Raw genomic sequence first — 23,598 nt, 5'->3', positions numbered from 1 at the left:
TGTTAGAAATTCTCTTCTGCGGAATGTGAGCTGCGGTGGAAAATGAATTTTCCGGTGGAGAGTCTAACGTTTGTTTGCTCTGTAATCCGCTCGCTGCACTTTTCACACATATACGTATTGATCGGATGATTCCTCAATTTCTTCGCGAGAGGGGCATCATCTATAAGCTGTCCGATTTCATCGCAAAGGACACATTTGACTCGCATAACCTCAGCTCCTTTGAATAAGGTCCAATGTGTCAGTCGATAACGATGGCAGTGACTTTTCGTAAAGGCCGTTCGATATTCGAACCATCCTTCAACAGCAGATGGGCTGGCCCGTCTACCGTCAATGGCTTACCATCCTGGCTGAATTTAAATAGGAAATTGCCAATTTCTGATACAGGATAAGTTTCTTCAGTTCCATCTAATGTCAAAAAAGTGATAGTTTTTGCGTTTGTAGAAGGGACCGCATTTTTAACAAAATGATCGAGTGAAATGCCGAATGTACCAGTCACCATCTTCTGTCTGTCGAACTTCTTTTCAGTTTTCAATGTTGGCGGGAAAGTGGCACCTTCCATGATTTCACGGGACCAATGCTTGCCCATGCTTCTCTTATACTCTTCTTCTTCATCTCTTTCGATAAACTCTTCCGTGAAAAAAGTAGTTAAGTCGACTTTACGATCATCGAAGATCCAAACTGTCGGATCGAGGGTGATCACATGTTTTACATTGCCTTTTATTGTAATGATCGATTCCAAATGAATAGCCTCCTACAACACTAAATGAGCGTTTACATATAGTTCATAGTATAACGCTTCTGATTGAAAGTGGAAAGCCATTGAATTTAGACATCTTGTCCATAAGGGAAACACTTGCAATTTACCTTCTTGAAAGATACAATTTATTCATAATCACCACGCAGGGATAATAGGTGAATGGGGGCGTCCTCATGGATATTGAATTACAGGAAACCTATCAGGAAAAAGCTTTGAAACAGCTCCAAGCTGATGCGGATAAAATTGCACAACTCATAAAAGTACAGATGGATCATTTGACGATGCCTCAGTGCCCACTATACGAGGAAGTGTTGGACACACAAATGTACGGCCTATCCAAGGAGATAGACTTCGCTGTCAGACTTGGCTTGATTGAACGTGAGAAAGGGAAGGAAATCCTTTCGGTGCTTGAAAAAGAGATGAATGTCTTGCACGAGTTATATACAAAAAAATAAACGAAAGACTCAAACTCATCATAGGTTTGAGTTTTTTATTTAAGATGAGGGAAATCTGATGGGAAAATACTTTAAAAAAATGATACGGAACTTCGATTATCCATTGTTCACTGTATATCTCGTACTCTGTCTATTTGGACTCGTGATGATCTACAGCTCGAGCATGGTCTGGGCGGTCAACCGATATGGTTATGAACCCGATCACTATTACAAAAGACAATTGTTGAATTTGGCAATTGCAATTCCTGCTTTCCTACTTGCCTCTTTCTTTCCTTTTCAAAATTATAAGCGAAAAAAAATAATGATCTTTTCGACCGGCTTCATGTTCCTCCTTCTTATTCTTGTCCATTTTATTGGTTACGGAGGAGATGTCGGTTCTCAAAGTTGGATCAAATTACCCAAATTCGGCAGTATTCAGCCTTCTGAAGTTGCGAAGCTTGTCATTATTGTCTATTTTGCTAGTGTATTTGCAAAAAAATATGAATCGGGCACACTTGATTCCATTAATAAATCAATATTGCCGCCGGTTGTTATACTAATTTTAGCGATCGGCTCGATCATGATGGAAACCGATATTGGGACGTCTTTCATTATTATTTTAACTGCTATTTCTGTCATTGCTGCGAGCGGGATAAAATTGAGGGCGTTCTCGAAACTAAGCGGCGTTTTATTTCTTGCCATGATTCCTGTTGCAGGTATACTGTACTTGTTTCGGGATACGATCTTTACGGATGGTCGGAAGGGGCGGATTCTAGCCTTTTTGAATCCGTTTGATTATCTGCAAGGATCAGGCTATCAAATTGCAAATGGATATATAGCAATCGGAACCGGAGGGGTCAAAGGTCTCGGTCTAGGAAACTCCATTCAAAAAATGGGCTATTTGCCGGAACCACAAACGGATGTAATCATGGCTGTCATTTCGGAAGAGACCGGAATTTTCGGTACGATAATTGTCATCGGAGGGTTAGGGTTCATCGTATTGCGAGCTCTATACATTGCGATGCATACGAAAGATCCACAAGCGCGTATGCTTGCAGCGGGAATCGGAAGTGTCATCGGAATCCAAACATTCGTCAATATAGGTGGTTTAACTGGACTAATTCCACTTACCGGAGTCCCACTGCCTTTTATTAGTTATGGCGGAACTTCAATGATTCTGTTATCTTTGACTTTAGGAATATTGATGAATGTGTCAATGTTCGTGAAATATCAAAAGAACAAATAGAAAAGGAAGTGCTTTCATGGTGGAAATGGGTCAGATTAAGAAAATCCTCGTAGCAAACCGTGGTGAGATCGCTATTCGTATTTTTCGTGCGTGCACCGAGCTGGAGATACCGACTGTCGGGATTTATTCGGCAGAAGATCGGGGATCTTTCCACCGTTACAAAGCAGATGAGTCCTATTTAGTCGGGGAAGGCAAGAAGCCCATCGACGCATATTTGGATATCGAAGGCATCATCAAGATTGCCAAATCATCTGGTGCGAATGCTATCCATCCTGGATACGGCTTCCTAGCAGAAAACGAGGAGTTTGCCCGCAGGCTTGAAGAAGAGGGCATCATCTTCATCGGACCTACGTCTAAGCATCTAGATATGTTCGGAGATAAGGTGAAGGCGAGGGAACAAGCCATCAAGGCGGGAATTCCTGTTATTCCCGGATCGGATGGACCTGTCTCCACAGTTGCTGAAGTTTCTTCATTTGGCGATGAATACGGGTATCCGATCATCATCAAAGCCTCGTTAGGCGGCGGCGGCAGGGGAATGCGGATTGTAAATTCCGCAGATGAGGTGTTTGAGGCATTTGAACGCGCGAGATCTGAAGCAAAATCGGCGTTTGGATCGGATGAAGTGTACGTAGAAAAATATATTAAGAAGCCAAAACATATTGAAGTTCAAATCTTGGGTGATACATACGGTAATGTCGTGCATCTGTATGAGCGGGATTGCTCGATTCAACGCCGTCACCAGAAAGTTGTAGAGATTGCACCGTCGATTTCCCTTGATGACGAACTGCGCATTGAAATTTGTGAAGCCGCTGTCAAGCTGGCGAAGAACATTTCGTATATCAACGCGGGGACAGTTGAATTCCTCGTAGCAGATGGAAGTTTTTATTTTATCGAAGTGAATCCGCGCATTCAAGTGGAGCATACAATTACCGAAATGGTGACAGGAATCGATATCGTCCATACGCAGATCCATATTGCGAATGGCGGGAATCTCCATGAAGGGGAAGCAGCGATACCCCATCAGGAAGACATTCCGTTGTTCGGTTTCGCAATCCAATCTAGGGTGACGACGGAAGATCCGTTAAATGACTTCATGCCTGACACTGGCAAGCTGATGGTTTACCGGTCGGGAGGGGGCTTCGGTGTCCGCCTCGATGCAGGGAACGGCTTCCAGGGGGCTGTTATCACGCCTTACTATGATTCCCTGCTCGTCAAAGTTTCGACATGGGGAACATCTTTCAGGGATGCAGCTGCAAAAATGGATCGGAACTTGCAGGAATTTCGGATCAGGGGAATCAAAACAAATATCCCATTCCTTGAGAACGTCGTTCGTCATGAAAGCTTCCTGACAGGCAATTATGATACGAGCTTCATCGATACGACACCTGAATTATTCGAATTTCCGGTTAGGAAAGACCGCGGTACAAAAATCTTGAACTACTTAGGAAATGTAACCGTCAACGGGTTTCCAGGAATAGAAAAACAGTCGAAACCGTTATTCCATTCGCCAAGAAAACCTGCTGTAGACCTTCTTGCACCTCCTGCTGCAGGTACGAAGCAGATACTGAATGAAAGAGGACCTGAAGGACTGATTCAATGGATAAAGGATCAGGATAACGTCCTGCTTACAGATACGACGTTCCGTGATGCTCACCAATCATTGCTTGCAACCCGCGTCCGGACTTCGGATATTACAAACATCGCGGCTGAATCAGCAAGGTTGCTGCCGGATCTGTTCTCGTTCGAGATGTGGGGAGGGGCAACTTTTGACGTTGCGTACCGGTTCCTGAAAGAAGATCCATGGGAACGTCTCATGAAGCTACGCGAGCAAATTCCGAACGTGTTATTCCAAATGCTTTTCCGTGGGGCAAATGCGGTCGGATATTCGAATTATCCTGATAATGTCATTCGGGAATTTGTCAAAACAGCAGCCGAATCAGGCATTGACGTATTCCGGATATTCGACAGTCTGAACTGGATTAAAGGAATGGAAGTGGCAATCGACGAGACCCGACAGGCAGGGAAAGTGGCGGAGGCTGCGCTTTGCTACACAGGGGACATCCTGGATGATTCCAGAGCGAAATATACAGTCGCATACTACAAGGAAATGGCGAAGGAGCTGGAAGCGGCGGGCGCACATATTCTCGCTTTGAAGGATATGGCTGGTCTCTTGAAGCCTGAAGCTGCATATCGTCTTATTTCCGAATTGAAGGCGACTGTTGATATACCTATTCATCTGCATTCCCATGATACGAGCGGTAATGGCATCTATATGTACGCAAAAGCGGTTGAAGCCGGAGTGGACATCGTCGATACGGCACTCGGCTCAATGGCCGGCTTGACGTCACAACCATCTGCAAGCTCCTTATACTATGCATTGCAATATGGAAAACGTCAGGTGAAGGCGGATGTCAGTGCCTTGGAATCGTTATCCTACTACTGGGAAGATGTCAGGAAGTATTACCAGAACTTCGAAAGCGGCATGGTTAGCCCGCATTCCGAGGTATATGTACATGAGATGCCGGGCGGCCAATATTCTAACTTGCAGCAGCAGGCCAAGGCGGTCGGTCTCGGAGAAAGATGGGAAGAAGTCAAAGAGATGTATTCGCGCGTCAATATGCTTTTCGGAGACGTCGTAAAAGTGACCCCATCCTCCAAGGTAGTAGGAGATATGGCATTATTCATGGTGCAAAACGAATTGAATGAAGAAACCGTCATCTCACGCGGACAATCCATCGACTTCCCGGAATCGGTTATCGAGTTTTTCGAAGGCTATATCGGCCAGCCATATGGTGGATTTCCGAAAGAATTGCAGCAGGTCGTTCTGAAGGGGAGAGCGCCGATCACTGTTCGTCCAGGGGAACTTCTGGAGGATGTGGATTTTGAAGCGCTCCTGTTGAAGACTGAAGAGCTTCTAGGACACCCTTCCACGATGAAAGATGCTCTCGCTTATGCACTCTATCCAAAAGTGTTCGAAGAATATTCCGTAATGAAAAAGGAATTCGGGAACATTTCCGTCATCAATACACCGGAATTCCTTTACGGGATGAGGCTAGGCCAGGAAATTGAAGTGGAAATCGAAAGAGGGAAGACACTTATCATCAAGCTTGTTTCTATCGGTGAACCACAGACGGATGGCACGCGCATCATTTACTTCGAGTTGAACGGCCAGCCAAGGGAAGTCATCATACAAGACATCAATGTGGAATCGGATGTCGCCCGCAAACAAAAAGCGGATCCTTCAAATGACTCACATATTGCGGCAACTATGCCGGGAACTGTCTTGAAAGTGGCGGTTTCAAAAGGAGCCAAAGTCCGAAGAGGAGAACATCTGCTTATTACAGAAGCAATGAAGATGGAAACGACAATCCAAGCTCCATTTGATGGAACTGTCAAAGAGATCCTTGTCTCCCCAGGCGACGCCATCTCAACGGGCGACCTCCTGCTAGAGCTAGAACATTAATGAATGAAAAAAGCACCCGCTTGGAGTTACAGGCGGGTGCTTTATTTATTTTCTACTGCCTGCTTCTCGAAACAAGAAGCACCATATAAGTTAATAAGCCGAACAGGAGAATCACGAACAACGAGTGGGCCAAAGCTAAATAGAGATTCAGTCGTGTCAAAATGACAGCTCCACCCGCCAACACCTGCAATGACACCAGAGTGAATGCGGTGATCCATCCCCAATAAATGACTCGCTGATTCTTATAATGGCGGATTGCATGGAACGCAATAATCCCAAGCCAGATGAAAATCACGGCGGCAGCAGTCCGATGACTCATCTGGACCCATTCCCAAAAGTTGCCCGGCAAGGAGAAGTCCCCATTCCTGCACATCGGCCAATCCGTACAACTCAATTCGGATTCGGTATGACGCACAAGCGCTCCGGTGTAAACGACAATATAGGAATAGATGGTAACACCGATCGTATGGAATCTGAGCGTCTTCCCAATTGCCAGCTTGTCCGCGTCAAATTTCTGATCAACTTCAAAGACTAGCAATGTTAGAAGTAAAACAGATGCAAAGGAAATGAGCGAGATGCCGAAATGAAGTGCAAGGATGAAATCTCCTTGTCCCCAAAGAACTTGTGCCGCTCCAATCAATGCCTGCAAAATAAGGAAGAAAATCGCCAAAAAGGACAGCAGTTTTGTCTCCCTTTTATGTCCGATAGCTTTCCACGACCAAATCGCCAAGATGACGATCAATATACCGACCGATCCAGTAACGACGCGATGCGAAAATTCAATCAGGACTTCCGGTGTAATTTCATCCGGAATCAATTGACCGTTACACCCTGGCCAATGCCTCCCACATCCCATTCCGCTGTCTGTCTTCGTAACAAGAGCCCCGCCCAGCAGAATTAAAAGCATTCCGATTGTGGACGCGACTCCGAACCATTTTAAATATCTATTAAATCGCAAACAAGACACCTTCTTTAAGAAATGATGACCATTATGAAAAGAGGCCCCGTTTGTTGATGATAGCGAAAAACAGGTCAAAAAACAACGCATAATGGTCAAATAGGTCCTCGACTAGCCCTATTTCACAAATTGTTCATAAAATAGACCCTTTAACTTCACAAAAGGTATACGGAAATGATTTACTATAGATAGGGCAAAACAATTATAACGACAGTATACTTCCTATATTGGGGCAATTTCGGGTTATGTATAGAAATTATTGCCGGAATTCGATATAGTTAAGTATAGTGGTCCTTGCCGATATCTATGAAAGGAGGATACATATGTCAAACGGTCGAGCGATTTCTTCATCCGTTACGCCGGATATCGAATCGACTTCCATATTGAAGGATTTTTTAGCACTTATTAAAATTGGTATCGTAAATTCAAACTTGATTACTGCTTTTACTGGTTTGTTTCTCGCATTCCAATTTACAGGAAAAAGTTTCATCAGCAATCTTGATTTGTTACTGTATGGACTTTTCGGTACCGGATTGATTATCGCAGGCTCGGCGGCTTTGAACAATCTCATTGATCGGGATATCGATCCCATAATGACAAGGACAAAGTCTCGTCCAACGGTCACCGGTAGATTTAAAGCACCGGCTGTCTTGGCACTGGCGTTCACTTTCATTGCATTGGGCGAAGTGATGTTATTCGCTGCGTCACCGGCGGCAGGACTATGGGGACTTGCAGGTGTGTTCAGCTATGTTGTACTCTATTCAATGTGGTCGAAAAGAAAGCATGTCAGCAATACGGTTGTAGGCAGCATCTCTGGAGCCATACCGCCATTAATCGGTTGGGCCGCGGTCGAACCGACACTAGGCATGGGTGCATGGGCGCTGTTCTTAATCATGTTTGCATGGCAACCGCCGCATTTTTATGCGTTGGCGATGCGCAGGACGGAAGAATACCGGGCAGCCGGAATTCCGATGCTTCCAGTCGTAAAAGGCTTTGAACGGACGAAGAAGTCGATTTTAGGGTGGGTTCTTCTTTTGTTCCCATTGCCGTTCCTTCTTATGGAACTTGGAATCGGATTCATTGTGCTGGCAACAGCCCTGAATATAGGGTGGTTGTATTTTTCGATTAAAGGATTCAAAGCGAAGGATGATTTGAAGTGGGCGACATCCATGTTCATCTTCTCCTTGAACTACATGACTATCCTTTTTGTCGCAATGATCATTTTTTCGATATTCATCTAACCGTTGGAATTCTTTCTTTTGACAGGAATTCATTATAGAGAGGTCAACAGTCCTCATTGAAGAAAATATTTTTTTAGAAAGAGAGGTATTAGTTAACGATGATGAAAGGACTCAAAAAGTGGCGTCTCTTTTCTCTCTTGGCTGTACTGACAGTTTTCCTTGCAGGGTGTGGACAAGAAGAACTCTCAACTCTACTGCCTGCTGGACAAGTCGGTCAAGACCAGTTCAACTTGCTATTATTGTCGTCAGCAATCATGTTGTTCGTCATTCTCGTTGTTGTAGTAATTTACTTAATTGCGATAGTGCGTTTCAGACGTTCTAAATTAGGTGAAGACCATATTCCTGAACAAGTTGAAGGCAGTCATAAGCTTGAGCTTGTATGGACGATCATCCCGATTCTATTGGTCTTGCTACTAGCTGTCCCTACTGTATACTACACATACAAACTTGGGGATGTTTCTGCGATGGGCGCTGTGGATGACGATGGAAATCCTGAAAACCTAGTCGTTGATGTAACTGCGAAACTTTACTGGTGGGAGTTTGAATATCCTGACCTTGGTATTGTAACTGCACAGGAACTGGTAGTACCGATGGATGAAAAGGTTTACTTCAACTTGCTTGCTGCAGATGTGAAACACTCCTTCTGGATTCCGGCAGTAGGTGGGAAACTTGATACGAACGTAGAAAACGTCAACAAATTCTATCTGGTGTTCGAAAAAGACTCCAAGAATTTGAAGGATGGCGTATTCTATGGTAAATGTGCTGAGCTGTGCGGTCCTTCCCATGCTTTGATGGATTTCAAAGTGAAAACGATGCCTCGTGCAGAATTTGATCAATGGGTAACGGCAATGCAAGCGACAGGTGAAAATCAAGTAGTTGCCAACCCGGCTGGTGAAGAAATATTCCAGCAAAGCTGTATTGGATGTCATGCGACTTCCGGTGTTGGTGAGACGGGAGCAGTTGGACCGAACTTGGCAACATTTGGCGATCGTAACCGAGTAGCTGGTTTCATGGATCATACAAAAGAAGATCTTATCGATTGGATCAAATATCCACAGAAACATAAACCGGGCAATAAGATGCCAGGGTTCGACGGTCAGCTTTCCGATTCGGAATTGGATGACTTGGCAGAATACTTAATGGGATTATCTGTTGAAAAATAATCTTTTTGTGATTTTGAAGAGGAGGTAAACAAAGTGAGTTCAGTTGCTCAAAAAAAGGGTTTTGGCGCAACGCTATGGGACTGGCTGACAACAGTCGACCATAAGAAGATCGGAATCCTTTACTTCCTTGGTGGCGGATTCTTCTTCGTAGTCGGCGGTATTGAAGCGATGCTGATTCGATGGCAGCTTCATAAGCCGAACAACGATTTCGTCAGTGCGGGACTGTTCAATGATTTGATCACGATGCACGGAACGACGATGATTTTCCTAGCGGCCATGCCTATATTATTCGGATTTATGAACGCAATAGTACCTCTGCAAATCGGGGCACGTGACGTTGCGTTCCCATTCATTAACTCCTTAGGGTTCTGGATGTTCTTCTTCGGGGGGCTATTCCTGAATCTTTCATGGTTCTTCCAGCAAGTTCCTGATGCAGGATGGACATCGTATGCATCTCTATCCATTGCATCAGAAGGCCATGGCGTTGATTTTTATGCGATCGGTTTGCAAATTGCCGGAGGCGGTACGCTGATGGCAGGGATTAACTTCCTTGTCACCATCATCAACATGCGTGCGCCAGGTATGACGTACATGCGTATGCCGTTGTTCACATGGACAACATTCGTGGCGTCTGCAATGATCCTATTCGCATTCCCTCCATTGACTGTCGGTCTATTCTTCCTGACATTTGACCGCATGTTCGGTGGGAACTTCTTCGATCATACAATGGGTGGTAACACAATTATCTGGGAGCATATTTTCTGGATTTTTGGTCACCCTGAAGTTTACATTCTTATTTTGCCTGCTTTCGGTATTTTCTCTGAGATCTTCTCGACATTCTCACGGAAGCGACTCTTCGGATACCCATCAATGGTCTTCGCGACTGTGTTGATCGGATTCCTTGGATTCATGGTTTGGGCCCACCATATGTTTACAGTTGGTCTTGGACCGACAGCGAACGCAATCTTTGCTGTAGCAACGATGGCAATCGCTGTTCCGACAGGGGTTAAAATCTTTAACTGGCTCTTGACGATGTGGGGCGGAAGCATCAGGGTTACGACACCTATGCTATACGCGCTCGGTTTCATCCCTTCTTTCGTAATGGGTGGGGTGACGGGTGTCATGCAAGGTGCGGCTCCGCTTGACTATCAATTGCACGATTCCTATTTCATCGTAGCTCACTTCCACTACGTAATCGTAGGTGGGGTTGTTCTTGGAATATTGGCTGCAACACATTATTGGTGGCCAAAAATGTTCGGTACACTGCTTGATGAAGCACTTGGAAAAGTAACATTCTGGTTCTTCTTCATTGGTTTCCATATGACATTCCTTATCCAGCACTGGCTCGGATTCTGGGGAATGCCACGCCGTGTTTGGACATTTATGGACGGTCAAGGATGGAACTCAGCGAACTTGATCAGTACGATTGGTGCTTTCTTAATGGCGATTGGTGTAATCGTACTTGTATATAACGTCATCATCACCTCTGTTAAGAATGTTAAAGTTGCAAACGATCCTTGGGGAGACGGCCGTACGCTTGAATGGGCAATCGAATCTCCGCCGATCTATTATAACTTCCCAGCAACTCCGCTTGTCCGTGGTCTTGATACTGTATGGATCGAGAAGATGGAAGGGAACGAAACAGGTCTTACACCAGCCGAACCGATTAAAGACATTCATATGCCTAACGGTTCGATCATCCCAATTCTTATGTCATTCGGTCTATTCATCGCCGGATTCGGAGCAATGTTCCGTACTGAAGAATCATGGGGGCTGCCTGTCCTTATATTCGGTCTACTATGGACGTTCGTTGCAATGGCAGCACGTTCGTTGCAAGATGACACGGGCTACTATGTTAAAAAAGATGAGATTCTCCGTGATTTAAAACGCAAAGGGGGTCAAAAATAATGGATTTGAATAAAAAATTCACTCCTGAAACTTGGCCCGACCATCCGGAAAGAGCGACACTTGAAGCGAAAAACAAATTTGTCGGCTTCTGGTTGTTCCTTGGAGGAGAGACAATCCTCTTCGCTACGTTGTTCGCCACATACATTGCGTTGAAGAACTCCGGGCCAAGCGGTTTTGGTTTCTCGACTCAAGAGCTTTATGAATTACCACTTGTTTTTGTCATGACGATGCTATTATTGACATCTTCATTGACGAGTGTGTTCGCCATGTACCATCTGCGTAACTACAATTTCAAGAAAATGCAGCTTTGGCTTGCTATTACTGCATTTTTAGGACTTGGGTTCCTCATGCTTGAAGTATATGAGTTCACGCACTATGTTAAGCTTGGCTTCACATACAACAACAGTGCTTTCAGTTCCGCTTTCTATACGCTAGTCGGAACGCACGGTTTCCACGTGGCTGTTGGCCTTGTGTGGATTACATTGTTGATTTTCCGTAATGCGAAACGCGGTCTGAATCTTTACAACGCAACGAAGTACTATACGTTCTCATTGTACTGGCACTTCATCGACGTCGTTTGGGTATTCATCTTCACTGTAGTCTACTTGATGGGAGTGATAGGTTAAGATGGCAGACGTTCAAGTTTATAAACGTACACCTGCAGAGCAACAGCTCGCACAACGTCGTTCTAAAAAAGCCATGCGAGATCAAGTAATGATGTTTTCGCTTATGATCTTCCTGACACTTGTCTCGTTTTCCATGGTTGTTGCATATGAAGCTGGCGTTGCAGGATTCTCGAAGTATTTAATCATTCCGATGGTTATGCTGTTTGCAGCTGTCCAAGTCGGATTGCAACTGTACTATTTCATGCATATGAGTGAAAAAGGACATGGCATTCCTCAAATGTTCATGTACACAGGAGCTCTTTTAGGCTTCCTCATCCCTTTAACATTCGTAACAATTGTTTGGTGGTAATTAATAAGAAAGAGCCTGTGGATTCATTCCACAGGCTCTTTTATATATAATGCTGGTTTTGTGTCCATTCGACACATTCCCTCCAAAAATGTGGGAATGTCAAAGTTCGTTCATTGTGTTCAGGCCCTGTTCGTTTTATAATAGAACAAGACATATTTAAAGGAGCGATGGCAAATGATGCCTTTAAGCATATTCGGATTTCGCGCATTATGGAGTCCTTATTTTTTCTTATCGATCGTACTACTCATTGTAGTATATTTTCTGTTGACCAAAAAGTGGAGGCATTGGTTCGAGGGGAGTGAACCCGTAACCAAAAGGGAGATCAGCTATTTTCTCGCTTCGATGATCTTGCTATATATCTTGAAAGGCTCACCACTCGATCTTCTTGGTCATATACTGTTCTCTGTCCATATGACGCAAATGGCGCTTCTATTATTGGTGGTAGCTCCTTTTTTAATCATCGGTATCCCGCACTTCATTTGGAAAAAAGTCCTTAGCATTAAAGTTATCGATAAAATCGTTAGACTCTTCACGAAACCGGTGATGAGCCTAATGGTGTTCACGGTCATGTTCTCATTAAATCACTATCCGATGGTACTGGATTTCATTAAATTGGATGTATATTTACACGCCATTTTCTCGATTACTTTATTCATATCGGCAATTTTCCTGTGGTGGCCGCTCCTGAACACGTTGGAAGATCATCCGCAACTTCATGGATTGAAGAAGATCGGTTATGTCATATTGAGCGCTATATTGATTACGCCGGCCTGTTCGTTGATTATCTTTGTTGATGTACCCGTCTACAATACGTACAGCAGCGGAGAAGCTTGGCTGCAAGCGATGGCCCTTTGTGTTCCTGCGGGTACGCTTGCAGGCCTATCCATCTCAGGACCCGAGTTATTTACAAATATGCCGACATTGTATGATCAGCAATTGGGCGGCATTATTATGAAAGTTATCCAAGAGATTATCTACGTTGTCGTTATCGGTAAGATTTTTATTAAATGGTACCGTGAAGAACAGTTAAACGCAGATGAGATTACGAAGAAGGATCTGTTGGAAAGACAGAGCATGACAATGCATGGCTGATCCTAATCGATTACTAATGAAAAACCGGCGAGGAAATTAATCCTTGCCGGTTTTTATGTTCATATTTTGAAATTCAGCTTAATGATTCCTGCTTCGCGAGCTGTGTTGAATAGAATTACAATCATTGGACCGATAAAGAAACCGAGTACACCGAAAAGTTTCAAGCCGATAAACATGCCGATCAACGTCGGGAGGGGGGATAAGCCGATCTGATTTCCCATCACCTTTGGTTCAACAGTCCTTCGGATAATCAATAGAATCGCAGCCAAAACGGCCAACTTTGTCCCCATACCAATATCTCCGCTTACGAATTGATATAATGACCAAGGAGCGAGTATGATAATAGAACCTAAAATCGGGATGACATCAATGACCCAAATGACAATGGACATGATCAATGCATATTTCGGTGCAATGATCAGCAGTCCGATGAATGCCACAGCAAGTATGATGAAGCTGACGAGCAATTGTGCTTTCATAAAGCCGAAAATGACCGAATTCAATTTAACTGTCATGTAACGGACTTTTTTTGCTGTCTCGTCTGTAAGATGTTTGAACACCATTTTTTTTAAATCGGGCAATTCAAGCATGAAAAGGAATAGCGCAATCATATAAACGATTAAGCTCACTAAGAAATTCGGAATTTCAGATGCCAGTGCAACGATTTTATCGGAATTGAACAGCTCCAATAGCGACTTCCGGAAGGAATCCAAAATATCATTGAACCCGTCTTGCGCTGATCTGACGACATCATCAGGAAGTCCCGAAGTATACACAAATAGTTTACTTTGAAAATCAATCCACACTCCTGAAAGCTTATTTAAATAATCGGGAGCATCTTTCGTGAATTGTATAAGTCTACCTATCAATGAAGTAACCGTATAATAGATACTGATTGCAAGAATTGCCAAAATGAAAATGAAGACGGATATGACGGATACTTTGCGTTTCCATTTAAACTTTGTTTCGGTCAGTTTAACTAATGGCTCGAAGAGGAGAGCCGTTAGAAGGGCTAAAATAATCGGTATGGAAATAGGGAGAATAAAAATAAAAAGCAATATGCTAATGATAAGCAACGCGAATAACATAATATTCCTTTTTGTAAGCCAACGGGACAACGGTCATTCCTCCAAATTGTTCATTGCTCTCAGTATAACCAAAATTCTGATGAATGAATAGGTAAAAAAAAGCCGCAGAACGATAAGTTCCCCGACTTTCACTACGATTTGCTTATTTTGTTATAATATATGGTTTCAAATCTTCAAGGACTGCTTTTAGAGTTGTTTCACAATCTTTCACAAGTCCTGCAGGGAAATGCTCGCCCTCGCCATATTCTACACCATGTGGATAATAATGCTTGCCAATTACAGGCTTTTTCAGATGCATGATGGCATCACGAGTGTCAACGTCTCCGTCAGGAGTGAATCCGAATACACGCAAGTAGTAAGTGCCTTCCTTGATTACGTATTTCTTATCATATGTCACACGCTCATAATCCCATTGTCCAGCTCGTACAAGATCGTGTTTCAGCATGATTTCGTCTAGTAGTGACAATTCGGCAACAATGCCTTCAATCCCTGTATTTTCAATATACATCGTTCAAGTCCTCCTTCATGATCATCCAGTCGAATGCCTATACTTATTTATCATAGAACAAATCCAAGTTAGTTGCAATGACAACATTGTGTCATAAAAGCTTCACTCAAAACCTTTTGCAGTTTTTCATCTTAGCAATGGAAAGGTAAATTCATTCGAAGTGGAGGATTCCTTTTGCACTTGAAATCCGCTGTAGTTGACTTATACTCAATTTAATAGTATTAATCAAGAATTGAAGATTTTCTTGAGTTTTATTTATTTTGAAAGGTGGCGAGAAGACTTGAAAGTATTATGGAAGATTGTATTATTACTAGTTGTCCTTCTCGCGCTATTTTATTTGATGGGGAGCAGGGTTCAGGAAAATGAACCATTGGAGTCTCCAGTTAAACATGGGACTGCAATTCCGGCTCCCGATAAGGAATTTGTTGAAATGACTGCTGGTCCGAAGCGACCTGAAACGGGGCTGTCCACATTTGTCGGAAAACCTTCGGAAAAACTGGTTAAAGAAATGGGCGAACCCGATAGGATTGAACCTTCCGCTTACGGTTATGATTGGTGGATCTATTCCAATGATGTTCGAATGATGGCAGGAGTTGGTGAGGGAATTGTCAATCAGGTTTTCAGTGCGGATACTGGTTCAGATCTATCGCCAATCGTGGTTGGGCAGAATATTAATGAAGTGTTCCGCTTTTCGATCATTGAGTCTGAAGTTAATGTGATATTGAATGAAAATATTTATACGTTCACATTGAATAGTCAGGATTTGAAGGACAGAATCCTGCTTAAATATGAGAACTTATATGCGCAGGTATATGTAGATGCCGAAGACGAGATTATTGAAAGTGTCCGATTCATCGATCCGAAGACGCTCGTCATCCATCAGCCGTATGACATGGAATTCATGGGCGAACTGGTTACAGCCAACAGACCGTCCTCGACTGTTCAAATGGAAGTTGACCGTTCGATGGAAAGGCAAATATTTGAATTGACGAATATCTATCGTGAGCGTCATGGTGTGGGCTTGCTGAATAATGATTATTGGCTTTCATTACTTGCCCAGAACCATAGCAAGGATATGGCGATTGAAAATTACTTTTCGCATGAGTCACCGTCTGCAGGAAACTTGTCGGAGCGATTGAAGAGTTTTGAAATTGAACATAAAAAAGCCGGGGAGAATATCGCCGCCAATTACGTGGATGCTATCGAAGCTGTCCATGGTTGGCTGAATTCTCCCGCGCATCGTAGTGTATTGCTTGATTCGGAGGCAACTGATATAGGCACTGGGGCATACGGAAAGTATTACACGCAAGTTCTCGTGAAATCCGACAAGAAAGAAAACCTGAAACCGGGTTATATGCAAAAGTGATTTACGGTATGATCCAAGTCCCTTTTTCATCGGAAGCGATGCCTCTTACATAAAGAGGTATCGCTTTTTTCATTGCGTAAATGGCCGCACGTTTTTGAATAACTGGATGATCTGTTTCCAAGAGCGGCAACAATTGATGGATGCTCATATCATCCAATTTTTTGGCGTTTTTCCCGAATCGTGGATCACTCGTCATGACTCCGGGGACATCTTTGAAAAACTCAACATGTGATGCTCGCAATGCACCGCCTAGCGCAATCGCAGTCAAATCGCTGCCCCCTCTGCCGATTGTCATCACTTGGCCAAATTCATTGATTCCTTGAAAACCCGGGATGATGACACAACCGGATTCCCGTAAGCTGTCAACGATCATTGTAGGATCGATATCGCTGATCGTTCCATCCCCAAAATCGCCGGACGTCCAAATTCCTGCCTGAATTCCATGTAATATCCTGTTCGGGATGCCCGCCTCTTCGAGTTCGGCTGACATGATAGCGGATGCGATCAGCTCTCCGCAGGAAGCAGCAAGATCACTCGCCGCTTTTGAATAACTGAATGCGTCAGTAAGTCGTAATAACCGATCTGTGGAGTATGGTTCATCTCCTCTTCCAATTGCTGAAACGACCACAACGACATTTTGATGGTTTTCTAATCCGGATTTTATGTGGCCGATGCAAATTTTTCGTGTTTGTTTGTCTTTCATGGCCACTCCGCCAAATTTTTGAACTATCATTCAAGCTCCCAACTTTCTTCGTGTCGTTCGTTGCATTTCCTTCATACGATAAAGTATGGTTCGCTCTCAATATATTCGCTATTCATGAAAATTGTTCGGGAAGGGGAGGGGGCTTCTGTTACTATCTGAGATTCTGAAAGACTGGCCCTGTATGGTTTCGGGAAGTGTCGGTGTGCCGGTTTGCGGCATTACAGAGAGGTCTGGAAATGTGAAGGAAGGATTCATTTTCGTCGCGAGGAAAGGTGCTCGAGATGATGGGGTTTTACACGTCCAAGAAGCGATTGAACGGGGTGCTGTAGCAATCGTCTTAGATCGCAATGAAAAAACGACTTACGGTGACATCGAGGAAATCACGCTAATCACAGTTCCGGATGGGCGAAAGTTCATATCGCATGCCAGTGCCAAACTTGCTGGGAATCCGTCCGAATCACTGAAGATTATTGCGGTGACAGGGACGAATGGTAAGACGACGGTTACGCATTTCATCGGCCAATTATTGACGATGCTCGGTGAGCAAACAGCAGTCATCGGGACGACCGGAATCTACATGAACGGTAGGAAAGTCATTCTTGATGTTCCGGAAATGACAACATTACAAGCGGAGTTTCTTCATCCACTGTTGAAGAGATGCTTGGAAGCGGGCATGAAATATATAGTTATGGAAGCTTCTTCCCTAGGGCTATCCACATTTAGATTGGATCATTGCAAGATTGATATCGGAGTCTTCCTGAATATTGGGGTTGATCATTATGAAGAGCATGGCAGCAAGGAAGCCTATCTAGCTGCAAAAAGACGACTTGCGACGATGGCAAGGAATCTTGTTGTCAATGGAGATGATCAGCAATGTATAAGGCTAGTTGAAAACGCAGACAGGCCGGTCCATTTTTTCAATGAGCTGATGGTCGCGGGAAGGATGATTCCTTGCAACTTATATCCAACCAGTTTGCCGGGTAAGCATAATCGATTGAATGCCCTAGCCGCTGTTACTGTCATGCACATACTCGACTGGGACCCTTCTGAGACATTACCGCTTTGTGACAAGCTTGTATTACCGGAGGGGCGGTTGCAATGCCTGCGGGAAAGGGAAGTGAATGTCTACATCGATTATGCACACACGCCAGATGCCCTTCAAACTGTATTAACTTCCCTCAACGAGGAGTCTACAGGCGAATTGATCACCGTTTTCGGCTGCGGAGGGAATCGTGATCGAGGAAAGCGGCCACTAATGGGGAAAGTAGCTACAAGATATTCAACGAAGGTTTTTATTACTACAGATAATCCGAGGAATGAAGAACCGTCTTTCATAATAGAAGAGATTCTGGCTGGAATTAGCTGTGAAGAGGAAAAAGTCATTGTCGAGATTGATCGGAGAGCGGCAATCGAAAAAGCGATACGGTATGCCAAAGCGGGAGATGTCGTTTTGATTGCTGGGAAAGGACATGAGAGAACCCAACAGATCGGGCAGGAACTTCTCACATTTTCGGATTATGAAGTCGCGGAGGCTGCACTGCGTAAGAAGAATTAATAAAACAGGTCAGAATGCATGCACAAGGTACGCTTTTTTTGGTATGATTAGTTGGAATGGAGGGATAGCACTATGATTATGACAGATGAATGGATGTCAATCATTGAGCAATCAGAAACACTCTCCGACATGTTGCTTTCTTCTGAAATCGTCGAAGAATACAGAAGAGCGAATCATGCCGTTTATTCCGACAAAACGTTGGCAAAAACGATCTATGATTTTACCAATATGAAGGAGCGTTACGAAGAAGTGCAGCGTTTCGGCAGATACCATCCTGACTATAAGACAGTCATGAAAGATATACGTATTCAAAAAAGGGAATTAGATATGAATGAGCAAGTCGCCGCTTTGCGTCTTGCGGAGAATGATGTGCAAAGACTGTTGAATGAAGTCAGTGCAATCATTGCAGGAGCGGTATCCGATTCCATCAAAGTGCCGGCCGGGGATAGTTTTTTTGTAGATACATCTTGCGGGGGCGGATGCGGCACGGGAGGAAGTTGTTCTTGCTCAGCGTGACTTAAGGAAATCAATTTAGGTTGCCTTAATTTCTGCAAAGTACGCAGAAATACGGCAAATCGAACCCTTCGCTGTTCGATTGGCAGCTGTTCCTGCTCAGCTTAGGCAGACAGTTCATGCATCAATAAAATAAAAACGGTTGTCTGTCATGAACAGGCAACCGTTTTTATTATGAATTTTGTTGGATGACTTCCATTGCAAGCGCCGGCTTATCAGTAATGAAGCCAGCAGCTCCGGCGACAAGGAGTTTTGCAATTGTCTCCTTGTCACTGACATTAGTATAGTAAACTGCAACATTCAAATTAGATAGAAAACTGATGAAGCTTTCTGTATTCATTGGAAATGGACCCATTTTTTCAGTAATGCAGAACAGGTCGGCACGTGGATTGTATAAATGTCCGAATTTGCTTGAAAAGGATGCATATGCTTTTTTCACTTCATCATTTCCCGCTCCGATGGCCACTTTATTTTGCGCATAAAGATTGAATCGGTCCGTCTGCTCGTCAAACGCGCTCATGACAATCACGCGCTCCTCTGATCCAGTTTCCTCTAAAAGGCGCCATAGCTTGGAAGGCATGAGACTGCCTTCGTATGTATCCGGCGAGTCCTTCAGATTAATAGCTATCAGCATATGAGGATAGGCAGTCAGCAGTTCGCGTAAACTGATGACCTTCTCTCCTCTGCCACGAAAAGGAAATTGGCCGTCCTCATCTTCGAACATATAGCCTGCATCAGCTTTTTTCAATTCATCTATTGTATAATCGGAAATCTTGCCGGAAAAATCGGTTGTCCGATCTGCAGTTTCATCATGGAAGAGTACGATTTCTTCGTCTTTAGTCAGTCGGATGTCGACAGCGAATCCGTGGACTCCGAGCTCTGCTGAATTTGAAAACGCTGCCATCGTATGCTCAGGAGTACTTGTCATTCCTCCGCGATGCGAAAGGACGACAGGATCCTTGAACTCAAGTGCTTCCTTCCGGGGGCGGGGTTGGGGCTTGGCAACTACTTTGGATGCAGCCCAAGCGGCTACTCCGGCAGCTCCTACTGTGAGAGCCACTTTCGTTTTTCTTCCCATTTTAGTATCCTCCTCTTCTCTCAATCAATTACGCCTCGGCGTAATTGCGTCCAGATTTTGAATTGCGCTTGAGGGCGACAGGATGTCGGTCATGCAGTCGTTGCGACAGGACGTCGCGCACTTAGACTGCCTTCCATAACTCCCTTCAAAATCTGTGACATCCGCCGGAGGCTGACTTGCGAAAGCAAGTATTCTTGTCCTTTCCTCATTATAATGGAAAAAACGGAAGATGTCAGCAATGTTCGGTTGCAGCCCATTTCTCTACTATGGTATTGTATGGGGTAGGAAAAGAGGGGAAAACCATGATAGATCGACAAGGGATAATTGTATATCTCCATCATTTGAAACAGGCCAAATCGTTACGCAAGTTCGGCCATGTCCGTTACATTTCCAGAAAAATGAAATACGTAGTCATATATTGTGATCAAGTGGACGTTGATGATACAATCCGTAAACTTGAGCGCCTTCCGTCTGTTAAGAAGGTATTGCCATCCTATCGTCCATTCGTTAAAACGGAATATGAAAACGCAAAACCAGACAAGGCGAAGGAATACGATTATAAAATAGGCCTTTAATCATAACGGACTTCGCTTATTGTAAAGGCGGGACGAGATGATTAAGACGCAGTATTCCTGTTATATACTGATAGAACAATCTGGTGTCGGCAAATTCGGAAGAATGCTTCAGTCCGATGAAGATCGGTTCCTGTCCTTGCTGCAAGGAAGTATCCTCGAAGAGTAGCCGTCTCTTTGATTTGGAATCATCTTTTTCCGAAATGCCTTCCCTGCATATGTATATCGGCATGAAATTACTGTTCCGGGCTGGGCGGAATGCTGCTGCCAAGGAAATCGCCTGTCCGTCCTTGGTTTTTGAAGAGAAAATGAAGGTTCTAAGAAGCCGGCGTTGATTCGTCTCCATCAGTTCCATCAGTTCGTAGACGTCTCCATACCCTTCACCTAATTCAATAAAATACTGTTGTAACATGAACGACACTACCTTTCTCCACTCGGAATATAGTTCATCTTATCATTTTTCACTCGCTTTAAACATCCCTTGCAATTGAGGTGCAGCAATTGAAGATCATACTCCGCATAGTCGGCCTATTAGTCATAATGAATTCCGTTTTACTCTATATGCATTATAGTCAATTGACAGATGCAAGCGGGACGCCGGCTCAGGATTCACGGTACATCCAGGAAATAGAAGTGATCAACAGGACGGACGCTCTTTTCGTCAGGCATCATTTTCATAACTTAGACGGTGGACGTCATGAGATCATTTTGCCGGCGGAAAGCCGGAACGCTTCCTGTTATTTGGAAGTTGAAACTTCTTGTGCGAGAATCAATGAAAACGCAACTGCGGTCTTGGAAGGGAAGGAGAGCCGGCAATCCATTTCCTACGAAATCCCGAAGGCCGAAAAAATGGGAAGTAGAAAGCTTTTCAGAGAACCATTCGCCTCTTTACGAAATGCGAGACCGGATTCTACTATTCTACATGTTACAGATGAGAGTGGAATCGGCGGCATGTGGGTCAGCGGACTGGAATTGATCGGATCTGAAAAAATGGTCATGGTCGATTATTCATTGTTCAAAGGAAATGGCAAGGTCACTGATCTTTATTGGCAACAGAAGGAATTGCCCCAAACATACGATGGAGCACGGCTTTCTATTTTCGGCGACTCCATCGATACTGCTATAGCGGATCAATTAAATAGCGCTTTAGTGGATATGAATGCCGGACATTTGGCCGTCTTGTTGGATCCGAAAGGGAAACCCCTTCAAACGTCAAGGTTTTTAATTACACAGCTAGAGCCGACGGAACTATCCGACTTGGTTTTGGACAAGGGTATACGTTCGCAGTTCGCCATTTCTGACAAGGAGCAACTCGTAGCCGGATTAGCCGCATCTATAGCCATTGATGCACCGGCTGGTACAAGAGGGGCCAAAAAGGCATTCGAGGTACTGAAGCATTCTTTGTCAGCAGGTCAATATGAACGATTGAAGTCCCGTTTGGCGGAGAAGCAAGGTGAGCGCTTGGATGCAGCCGAGTTGGATAAATTGATCGGCGAAGTTTGCGGATGGAAAACCTCTTTCGTACAAAAGAACACGATGGGAGACTACCCGTTCATTTTGGAAGATACACGGATGATTACGATGAACGGAGAAGCCCAAGAAGACATTCATGCCGTAATTATGGACAAGAAGACGTTGTATCCGGCAAATAAGGTTTTGACAAGGAACGGCTATTCACTATCGGCGAATGAAAGTTCCATCTATGTTGAAAGTGCAACGGAGAATTTCAGATTCTCGTTACGGGATCCTTTCTATGTCTTGAACGGAAAAAGATATGAAATGCGTGAGAAGCCTTTTGTACTCATCGATACTGAGTATTATTTTGAGGAAGATGCATTAAGGCGTCTATTCCATCTATCTATACAAAAAAACGAAGAGACAATCATCGTCAAGTCTATGACAGGAGGGGAATCGAAATGAGGGTCGTATCCGGATCCAGAAAAGGGACACCATTAAAATCATTGCCTGGCAATTTGACGAGACCGACTTCCGATAAGGTGAAAGAATCCCTTTTCAATATAATCGGTCCTTATTTTGACGGAGGAATCGCTGTGGAGCTATTTGGAGGCAGTGGCTCCCTTTCCATCGAATCATTGTCCAGAGGAGCAGACCAAGCTTACATTTTCGAAAAAAATCCAAAGGCCTGCTCCATCATCCGTGACAACGTGGAAAAATGCAGATTCACCGACCAAGTACATATTAGTAGAAATGATGCAAGAAATGCTATTCGGGCATTGCCGGCCGATATTCAAATTGATTTGCTGTTTATTGACCCGCCGTATGCCGAAACAAAATTCTATGATTTGGCGGAGAGAATCGCACAGGCTGGCATGTTATCCGAAAGGGCCATAATCATTTGCGAACATGAGAAGCAATTGACGCTGCCGGATGCCTATCAGGAGTTTCAAAAGACGAAAAATCCGATCTACGGAAACAGCGCGATTTCCATCTATATGAAATGAGGGAGCATAAATGACAAAAATAGCAGTTGTGCCTGGCAGCTTCGATCCGATTACGAATGGACATCTGGATATTATCGAGCGTGCGGCCAAAGTGTTTCCAGAAGTGAGAGTGGCTGTCATGAATAATTCATCCAAAAATCCTTTATTCACAGTGGATGAAAGGATAGATCTAATCAGTGCCGTCACATCTAAATTCCCGAATGTCATCATCGAGTCTTCATCAGGTCTTCTTATCGATTATGCCCGTAAGGCGGGGGCTTCCGTCATCGTTCGTGGGTTGCGTGCGATATCCGATTTCGAATATGAAATGCAGATCACATCCATGAATCGAATGTTGGATGAAAGCATTGAAACATTTTTCGTCATGACGAAAAATCAATATTCATTTCTCAGTTCGAGTATTGTTAAAGAGGTTGCTCGGTATGGAGGAGATATATCAGCCCTCGTACCCTCCGTTGTTGAAAAGGCATTGCGTGAAAAGTACATAGATTAATAAGGTTATGGAAGGGTTATGAC

The 23,598-nt window shown here is 44.0% G+C and carries 24 protein-coding genes; 16 read left to right on the top strand and 8 right to left on the bottom strand.

The features are described 5' to 3' along the window. Positions 1-2: 2 nt before the first annotated feature. Together M3191_RS05820 and M3191_RS05815 are read right to left on the bottom strand one after the other, a co-directional pair. The gene (locus tag M3191_RS05820; RefSeq protein WP_251623814.1) at positions 3-206 is read right to left on the bottom strand and encodes a YlaI family protein; all 204 of its coding nucleotides are present in this window, start codon (positions 204-206) and stop codon (positions 3-5) included. Between the two features lie 32 nt (positions 207-238). Next, the gene (locus M3191_RS05815) at positions 239-739 is read right to left on the bottom strand and encodes a peptidyl-prolyl cis-trans isomerase (RefSeq protein WP_251698913.1); all 501 of its coding nucleotides are present in this window, start codon (positions 737-739) and stop codon (positions 239-241) included. Positions 740-930: 191 nt separating this feature from the next. On the opposite strand from M3191_RS05815, the gene M3191_RS05810 reads away from it, so the two are divergent. Genes M3191_RS05810 through pyc form a run of 3 tightly spaced genes read left to right on the top strand, consistent with a single transcriptional unit; the run spans position 931 to position 5,900 of the window. Continuing rightward, positions 931-1,212, top strand: a complete 282-nt coding sequence (locus tag M3191_RS05810; protein ID WP_251698911.1) for a YlaN family protein — start codon at positions 931-933, stop codon at positions 1,210-1,212. A gap of 58 nt (positions 1,213-1,270) precedes the next feature. Then, a complete protein-coding gene (locus tag M3191_RS05805) occupies positions 1,271-2,437 on the top strand; it encodes an FtsW/RodA/SpoVE family cell cycle protein (protein ID WP_251698909.1) in 1,167 nt (388 codons plus the stop codon). Positions 2,438-2,462: 25 nt separating this feature from the next. Next, complete coding sequence (gene pyc, locus M3191_RS05800; protein WP_251699331.1) at positions 2,463-5,900, top strand: pyruvate carboxylase; 3,438 nt, start codon at positions 2,463-2,465, stop codon at positions 5,898-5,900. 52 nt (positions 5,901-5,952) lie between these two features. Here the strand turns inward: pyc and M3191_RS05795 are convergent, their stop codons facing one another. Further along, the gene (locus M3191_RS05795; protein WP_285853207.1) at positions 5,953-6,858 is read right to left on the bottom strand and encodes a COX15/CtaA family protein; all 906 of its coding nucleotides are present in this window, start codon (positions 6,856-6,858) and stop codon (positions 5,953-5,955) included. A gap of 323 nt (positions 6,859-7,181) precedes the next feature. Between M3191_RS05795 and cyoE the strand changes: the two genes are divergently transcribed. The 6 genes from cyoE (at position 7,182) to ctaG (ending at position 13,237) form a co-directional block, all read left to right on the top strand. Continuing rightward, the gene (cyoE, locus tag M3191_RS05790) at positions 7,182-8,099 is read left to right on the top strand and encodes a heme o synthase (protein WP_251698907.1); all 918 of its coding nucleotides are present in this window, start codon (positions 7,182-7,184) and stop codon (positions 8,097-8,099) included. 98 nt (positions 8,100-8,197) lie between these two features. Beyond that, positions 8,198-9,262 carry a cytochrome c oxidase subunit II gene (gene coxB, locus M3191_RS05785; protein WP_251698905.1) on the top strand — a complete coding sequence of 355 codons (1,065 nt, stop codon included), beginning with the start codon at positions 8,198-8,200 and terminating at the stop codon, positions 9,260-9,262. Positions 9,263-9,295: 33 nt separating this feature from the next. Beyond that, the gene (locus tag M3191_RS05780; RefSeq protein WP_251698903.1) at positions 9,296-11,170 is read left to right on the top strand and encodes a cytochrome c oxidase subunit I; all 1,875 of its coding nucleotides are present in this window, start codon (positions 9,296-9,298) and stop codon (positions 11,168-11,170) included. Beyond that, positions 11,170-11,796 (top strand): cytochrome (ubi)quinol oxidase subunit III, encoded by a 627-nt coding sequence (locus M3191_RS05775; protein WP_251694919.1) that lies wholly within the window; start codon positions 11,170-11,172, stop codon positions 11,794-11,796. The genes M3191_RS05780 and M3191_RS05775 overlap by 1 nt, the downstream gene beginning before the upstream one ends. Before the next feature lies 1 nt (position 11,797). Then, positions 11,798-12,145, top strand: coding sequence for a cytochrome C oxidase subunit IV family protein (locus M3191_RS05770; RefSeq protein ID WP_251694918.1), 348 nt, complete (start codon positions 11,798-11,800; stop codon positions 12,143-12,145). 177 nt (positions 12,146-12,322) lie between these two features. Then, entirely contained in the window at positions 12,323-13,237 is a 915-nt protein-coding gene (gene ctaG, locus M3191_RS05765; RefSeq protein ID WP_251699327.1) for a cytochrome c oxidase assembly factor CtaG, read from the top strand. 59 nt (positions 13,238-13,296) lie between these two features. On the opposite strand, the gene ytvI is transcribed toward ctaG, so the two are convergent. Continuing rightward, positions 13,297-14,355 (bottom strand): sporulation integral membrane protein YtvI, encoded by a 1,059-nt coding sequence (ytvI, locus tag M3191_RS05760; RefSeq protein WP_251698894.1) that lies wholly within the window; start codon positions 14,353-14,355, stop codon positions 13,297-13,299. A gap of 112 nt (positions 14,356-14,467) precedes the next feature. Further along, entirely contained in the window at positions 14,468-14,833 is a 366-nt protein-coding gene (locus M3191_RS05755; protein ID WP_251694915.1) for a YugN family protein, read from the bottom strand. Positions 14,834-15,113: 280 nt separating this feature from the next. Here M3191_RS05755 and M3191_RS05750 point away from each other — a divergent pair, with 280 nt between their 5' ends. Next, the gene (locus tag M3191_RS05750; protein WP_251698893.1) at positions 15,114-16,199 is read left to right on the top strand and encodes a CAP domain-containing protein; all 1,086 of its coding nucleotides are present in this window, start codon (positions 15,114-15,116) and stop codon (positions 16,197-16,199) included. Between the two features lies 1 nt (position 16,200). On the opposite strand, the gene M3191_RS05745 is transcribed toward M3191_RS05750, so the two are convergent. Beyond that, positions 16,201-16,932: an aspartate kinase gene (locus M3191_RS05745; RefSeq protein ID WP_285853206.1), complete on the bottom strand. Its 732-nt coding sequence runs from the start codon at positions 16,930-16,932 to the stop codon at positions 16,201-16,203. Between the two features lie 151 nt (positions 16,933-17,083). On the opposite strand from M3191_RS05745, the gene M3191_RS05740 reads away from it, so the two are divergent. Together M3191_RS05740 and M3191_RS05735 are read left to right on the top strand one after the other, a co-directional pair. Continuing rightward, a complete protein-coding gene (locus M3191_RS05740) occupies positions 17,084-18,457 on the top strand; it encodes a Mur ligase family protein (RefSeq protein ID WP_251698889.1) in 1,374 nt (457 codons plus the stop codon). Positions 18,458-18,529: 72 nt separating this feature from the next. Next, complete coding sequence (locus tag M3191_RS05735; protein WP_251698887.1) at positions 18,530-18,973, top strand: YlbF family regulator; 444 nt, start codon at positions 18,530-18,532, stop codon at positions 18,971-18,973. A gap of 169 nt (positions 18,974-19,142) precedes the next feature. On the opposite strand, the gene M3191_RS05730 is transcribed toward M3191_RS05735, so the two are convergent. Then, on the bottom strand, positions 19,143-20,048 hold the full coding sequence (locus M3191_RS05730) for a glycerophosphodiester phosphodiesterase family protein (protein WP_251698885.1): 906 nt from the start codon (positions 20,046-20,048) through the stop codon (positions 19,143-19,145). A 302-nt stretch (positions 20,049-20,350) separates the two neighbouring features. Between M3191_RS05730 and M3191_RS05725 the strand changes: the two genes are divergently transcribed. Further along, positions 20,351-20,623, top strand: a complete 273-nt coding sequence (locus tag M3191_RS05725; protein WP_251698883.1) for a YlbG family protein — start codon at positions 20,351-20,353, stop codon at positions 20,621-20,623. A 16-nt stretch (positions 20,624-20,639) separates the two neighbouring features. Here the strand turns inward: M3191_RS05725 and M3191_RS05720 are convergent, their stop codons facing one another. Continuing rightward, the gene (locus M3191_RS05720) at positions 20,640-21,032 is read right to left on the bottom strand and encodes a DUF7147 family protein (RefSeq protein WP_251698881.1); all 393 of its coding nucleotides are present in this window, start codon (positions 21,030-21,032) and stop codon (positions 20,640-20,642) included. An 89-nt stretch (positions 21,033-21,121) separates the two neighbouring features. Between M3191_RS05720 and M3191_RS05715 the strand changes: the two genes are divergently transcribed. The 3 genes from M3191_RS05715 to coaD are packed head-to-tail and all read left to right on the top strand — an operon-like array spanning position 21,122 to position 23,575. Beyond that, a complete protein-coding gene (locus M3191_RS05715) occupies positions 21,122-22,540 on the top strand; it encodes a hypothetical protein (protein ID WP_251698879.1) in 1,419 nt (472 codons plus the stop codon). After that, a complete protein-coding gene (gene rsmD, locus M3191_RS05710; RefSeq protein ID WP_251698876.1) occupies positions 22,537-23,082 on the top strand; it encodes a 16S rRNA (guanine(966)-N(2))-methyltransferase RsmD in 546 nt (181 codons plus the stop codon). Before M3191_RS05715 ends, rsmD begins: the two co-directional genes overlap by 4 nt. 10 nt (positions 23,083-23,092) lie before the next feature. Further along, the gene (gene coaD / locus M3191_RS05705) at positions 23,093-23,575 is read left to right on the top strand and encodes a pantetheine-phosphate adenylyltransferase (RefSeq protein ID WP_251698873.1); all 483 of its coding nucleotides are present in this window, start codon (positions 23,093-23,095) and stop codon (positions 23,573-23,575) included. The last annotated feature ends 23 nt before the right edge of the window (positions 23,576-23,598 follow it).

This window comes from Sporosarcina luteola (assembly GCF_023715535.1).
Classification (GTDB): domain Bacteria; phylum Bacillota; class Bacilli; order Bacillales_A; family Planococcaceae; genus Sporosarcina; species Sporosarcina luteola_B.
The sequence above is the reverse complement of the archived record's forward strand: the minus strand, read 5'-3'. Positions and strand labels throughout refer to the sequence as shown.

Coding starts and splice junctions, on each gene's coding strand:
- M3191_RS05820 (WP_251623814.1), bottom strand. CDS start 206: ATGCGAGTCAAATGTGTCCTTTGCGATGAAATCGGACAGCTTATAGAT.
- M3191_RS05810 (WP_251698911.1), top strand. CDS start 931: ATGGATATTGAATTACAGGAAACCTATCAGGAAAAAGCTTTGAAACAG.
- M3191_RS05805 (WP_251698909.1), top strand. CDS start 1,271: ATGGGAAAATACTTTAAAAAAATGATACGGAACTTCGATTATCCATTG.
- pyc (WP_251699331.1), top strand. CDS start 2,463: ATGGGTCAGATTAAGAAAATCCTCGTAGCAAACCGTGGTGAGATCGCT.
- cyoE (WP_251698907.1), top strand. CDS start 7,182: ATGTCAAACGGTCGAGCGATTTCTTCATCCGTTACGCCGGATATCGAA.
- coxB (WP_251698905.1), top strand. CDS start 8,198: ATGATGAAAGGACTCAAAAAGTGGCGTCTCTTTTCTCTCTTGGCTGTA.
- M3191_RS05775 (WP_251694919.1), top strand. CDS start 11,170: ATGGATTTGAATAAAAAATTCACTCCTGAAACTTGGCCCGACCATCCG.
- M3191_RS05770 (WP_251694918.1), top strand. CDS start 11,798: ATGGCAGACGTTCAAGTTTATAAACGTACACCTGCAGAGCAACAGCTC.
- ctaG (WP_251699327.1), top strand. CDS start 12,323: ATGCCTTTAAGCATATTCGGATTTCGCGCATTATGGAGTCCTTATTTT.
- M3191_RS05755 (WP_251694915.1), bottom strand. CDS start 14,833: ATGTATATTGAAAATACAGGGATTGAAGGCATTGTTGCCGAATTGTCA.
- M3191_RS05745 (WP_285853206.1), bottom strand. CDS start 16,932: ATGATAGTTCAAAAATTTGGCGGAGTGGCCATGAAAGACAAACAAACA.
- M3191_RS05740 (WP_251698889.1), top strand. CDS start 17,084: ATGGTTTCGGGAAGTGTCGGTGTGCCGGTTTGCGGCATTACAGAGAGG.
- M3191_RS05735 (WP_251698887.1), top strand. CDS start 18,530: ATGATTATGACAGATGAATGGATGTCAATCATTGAGCAATCAGAAACA.
- M3191_RS05730 (WP_251698885.1), bottom strand. CDS start 20,048: ATGGGAAGAAAAACGAAAGTGGCTCTCACAGTAGGAGCTGCCGGAGTA.
- M3191_RS05725 (WP_251698883.1), top strand. CDS start 20,351: ATGATAGATCGACAAGGGATAATTGTATATCTCCATCATTTGAAACAG.
- M3191_RS05720 (WP_251698881.1), bottom strand. CDS start 21,032: ATGTTACAACAGTATTTTATTGAATTAGGTGAAGGGTATGGAGACGTC.
- rsmD (WP_251698876.1), top strand. CDS start 22,537: ATGAGGGTCGTATCCGGATCCAGAAAAGGGACACCATTAAAATCATTG.
- coaD (WP_251698873.1), top strand. CDS start 23,093: ATGACAAAAATAGCAGTTGTGCCTGGCAGCTTCGATCCGATTACGAAT.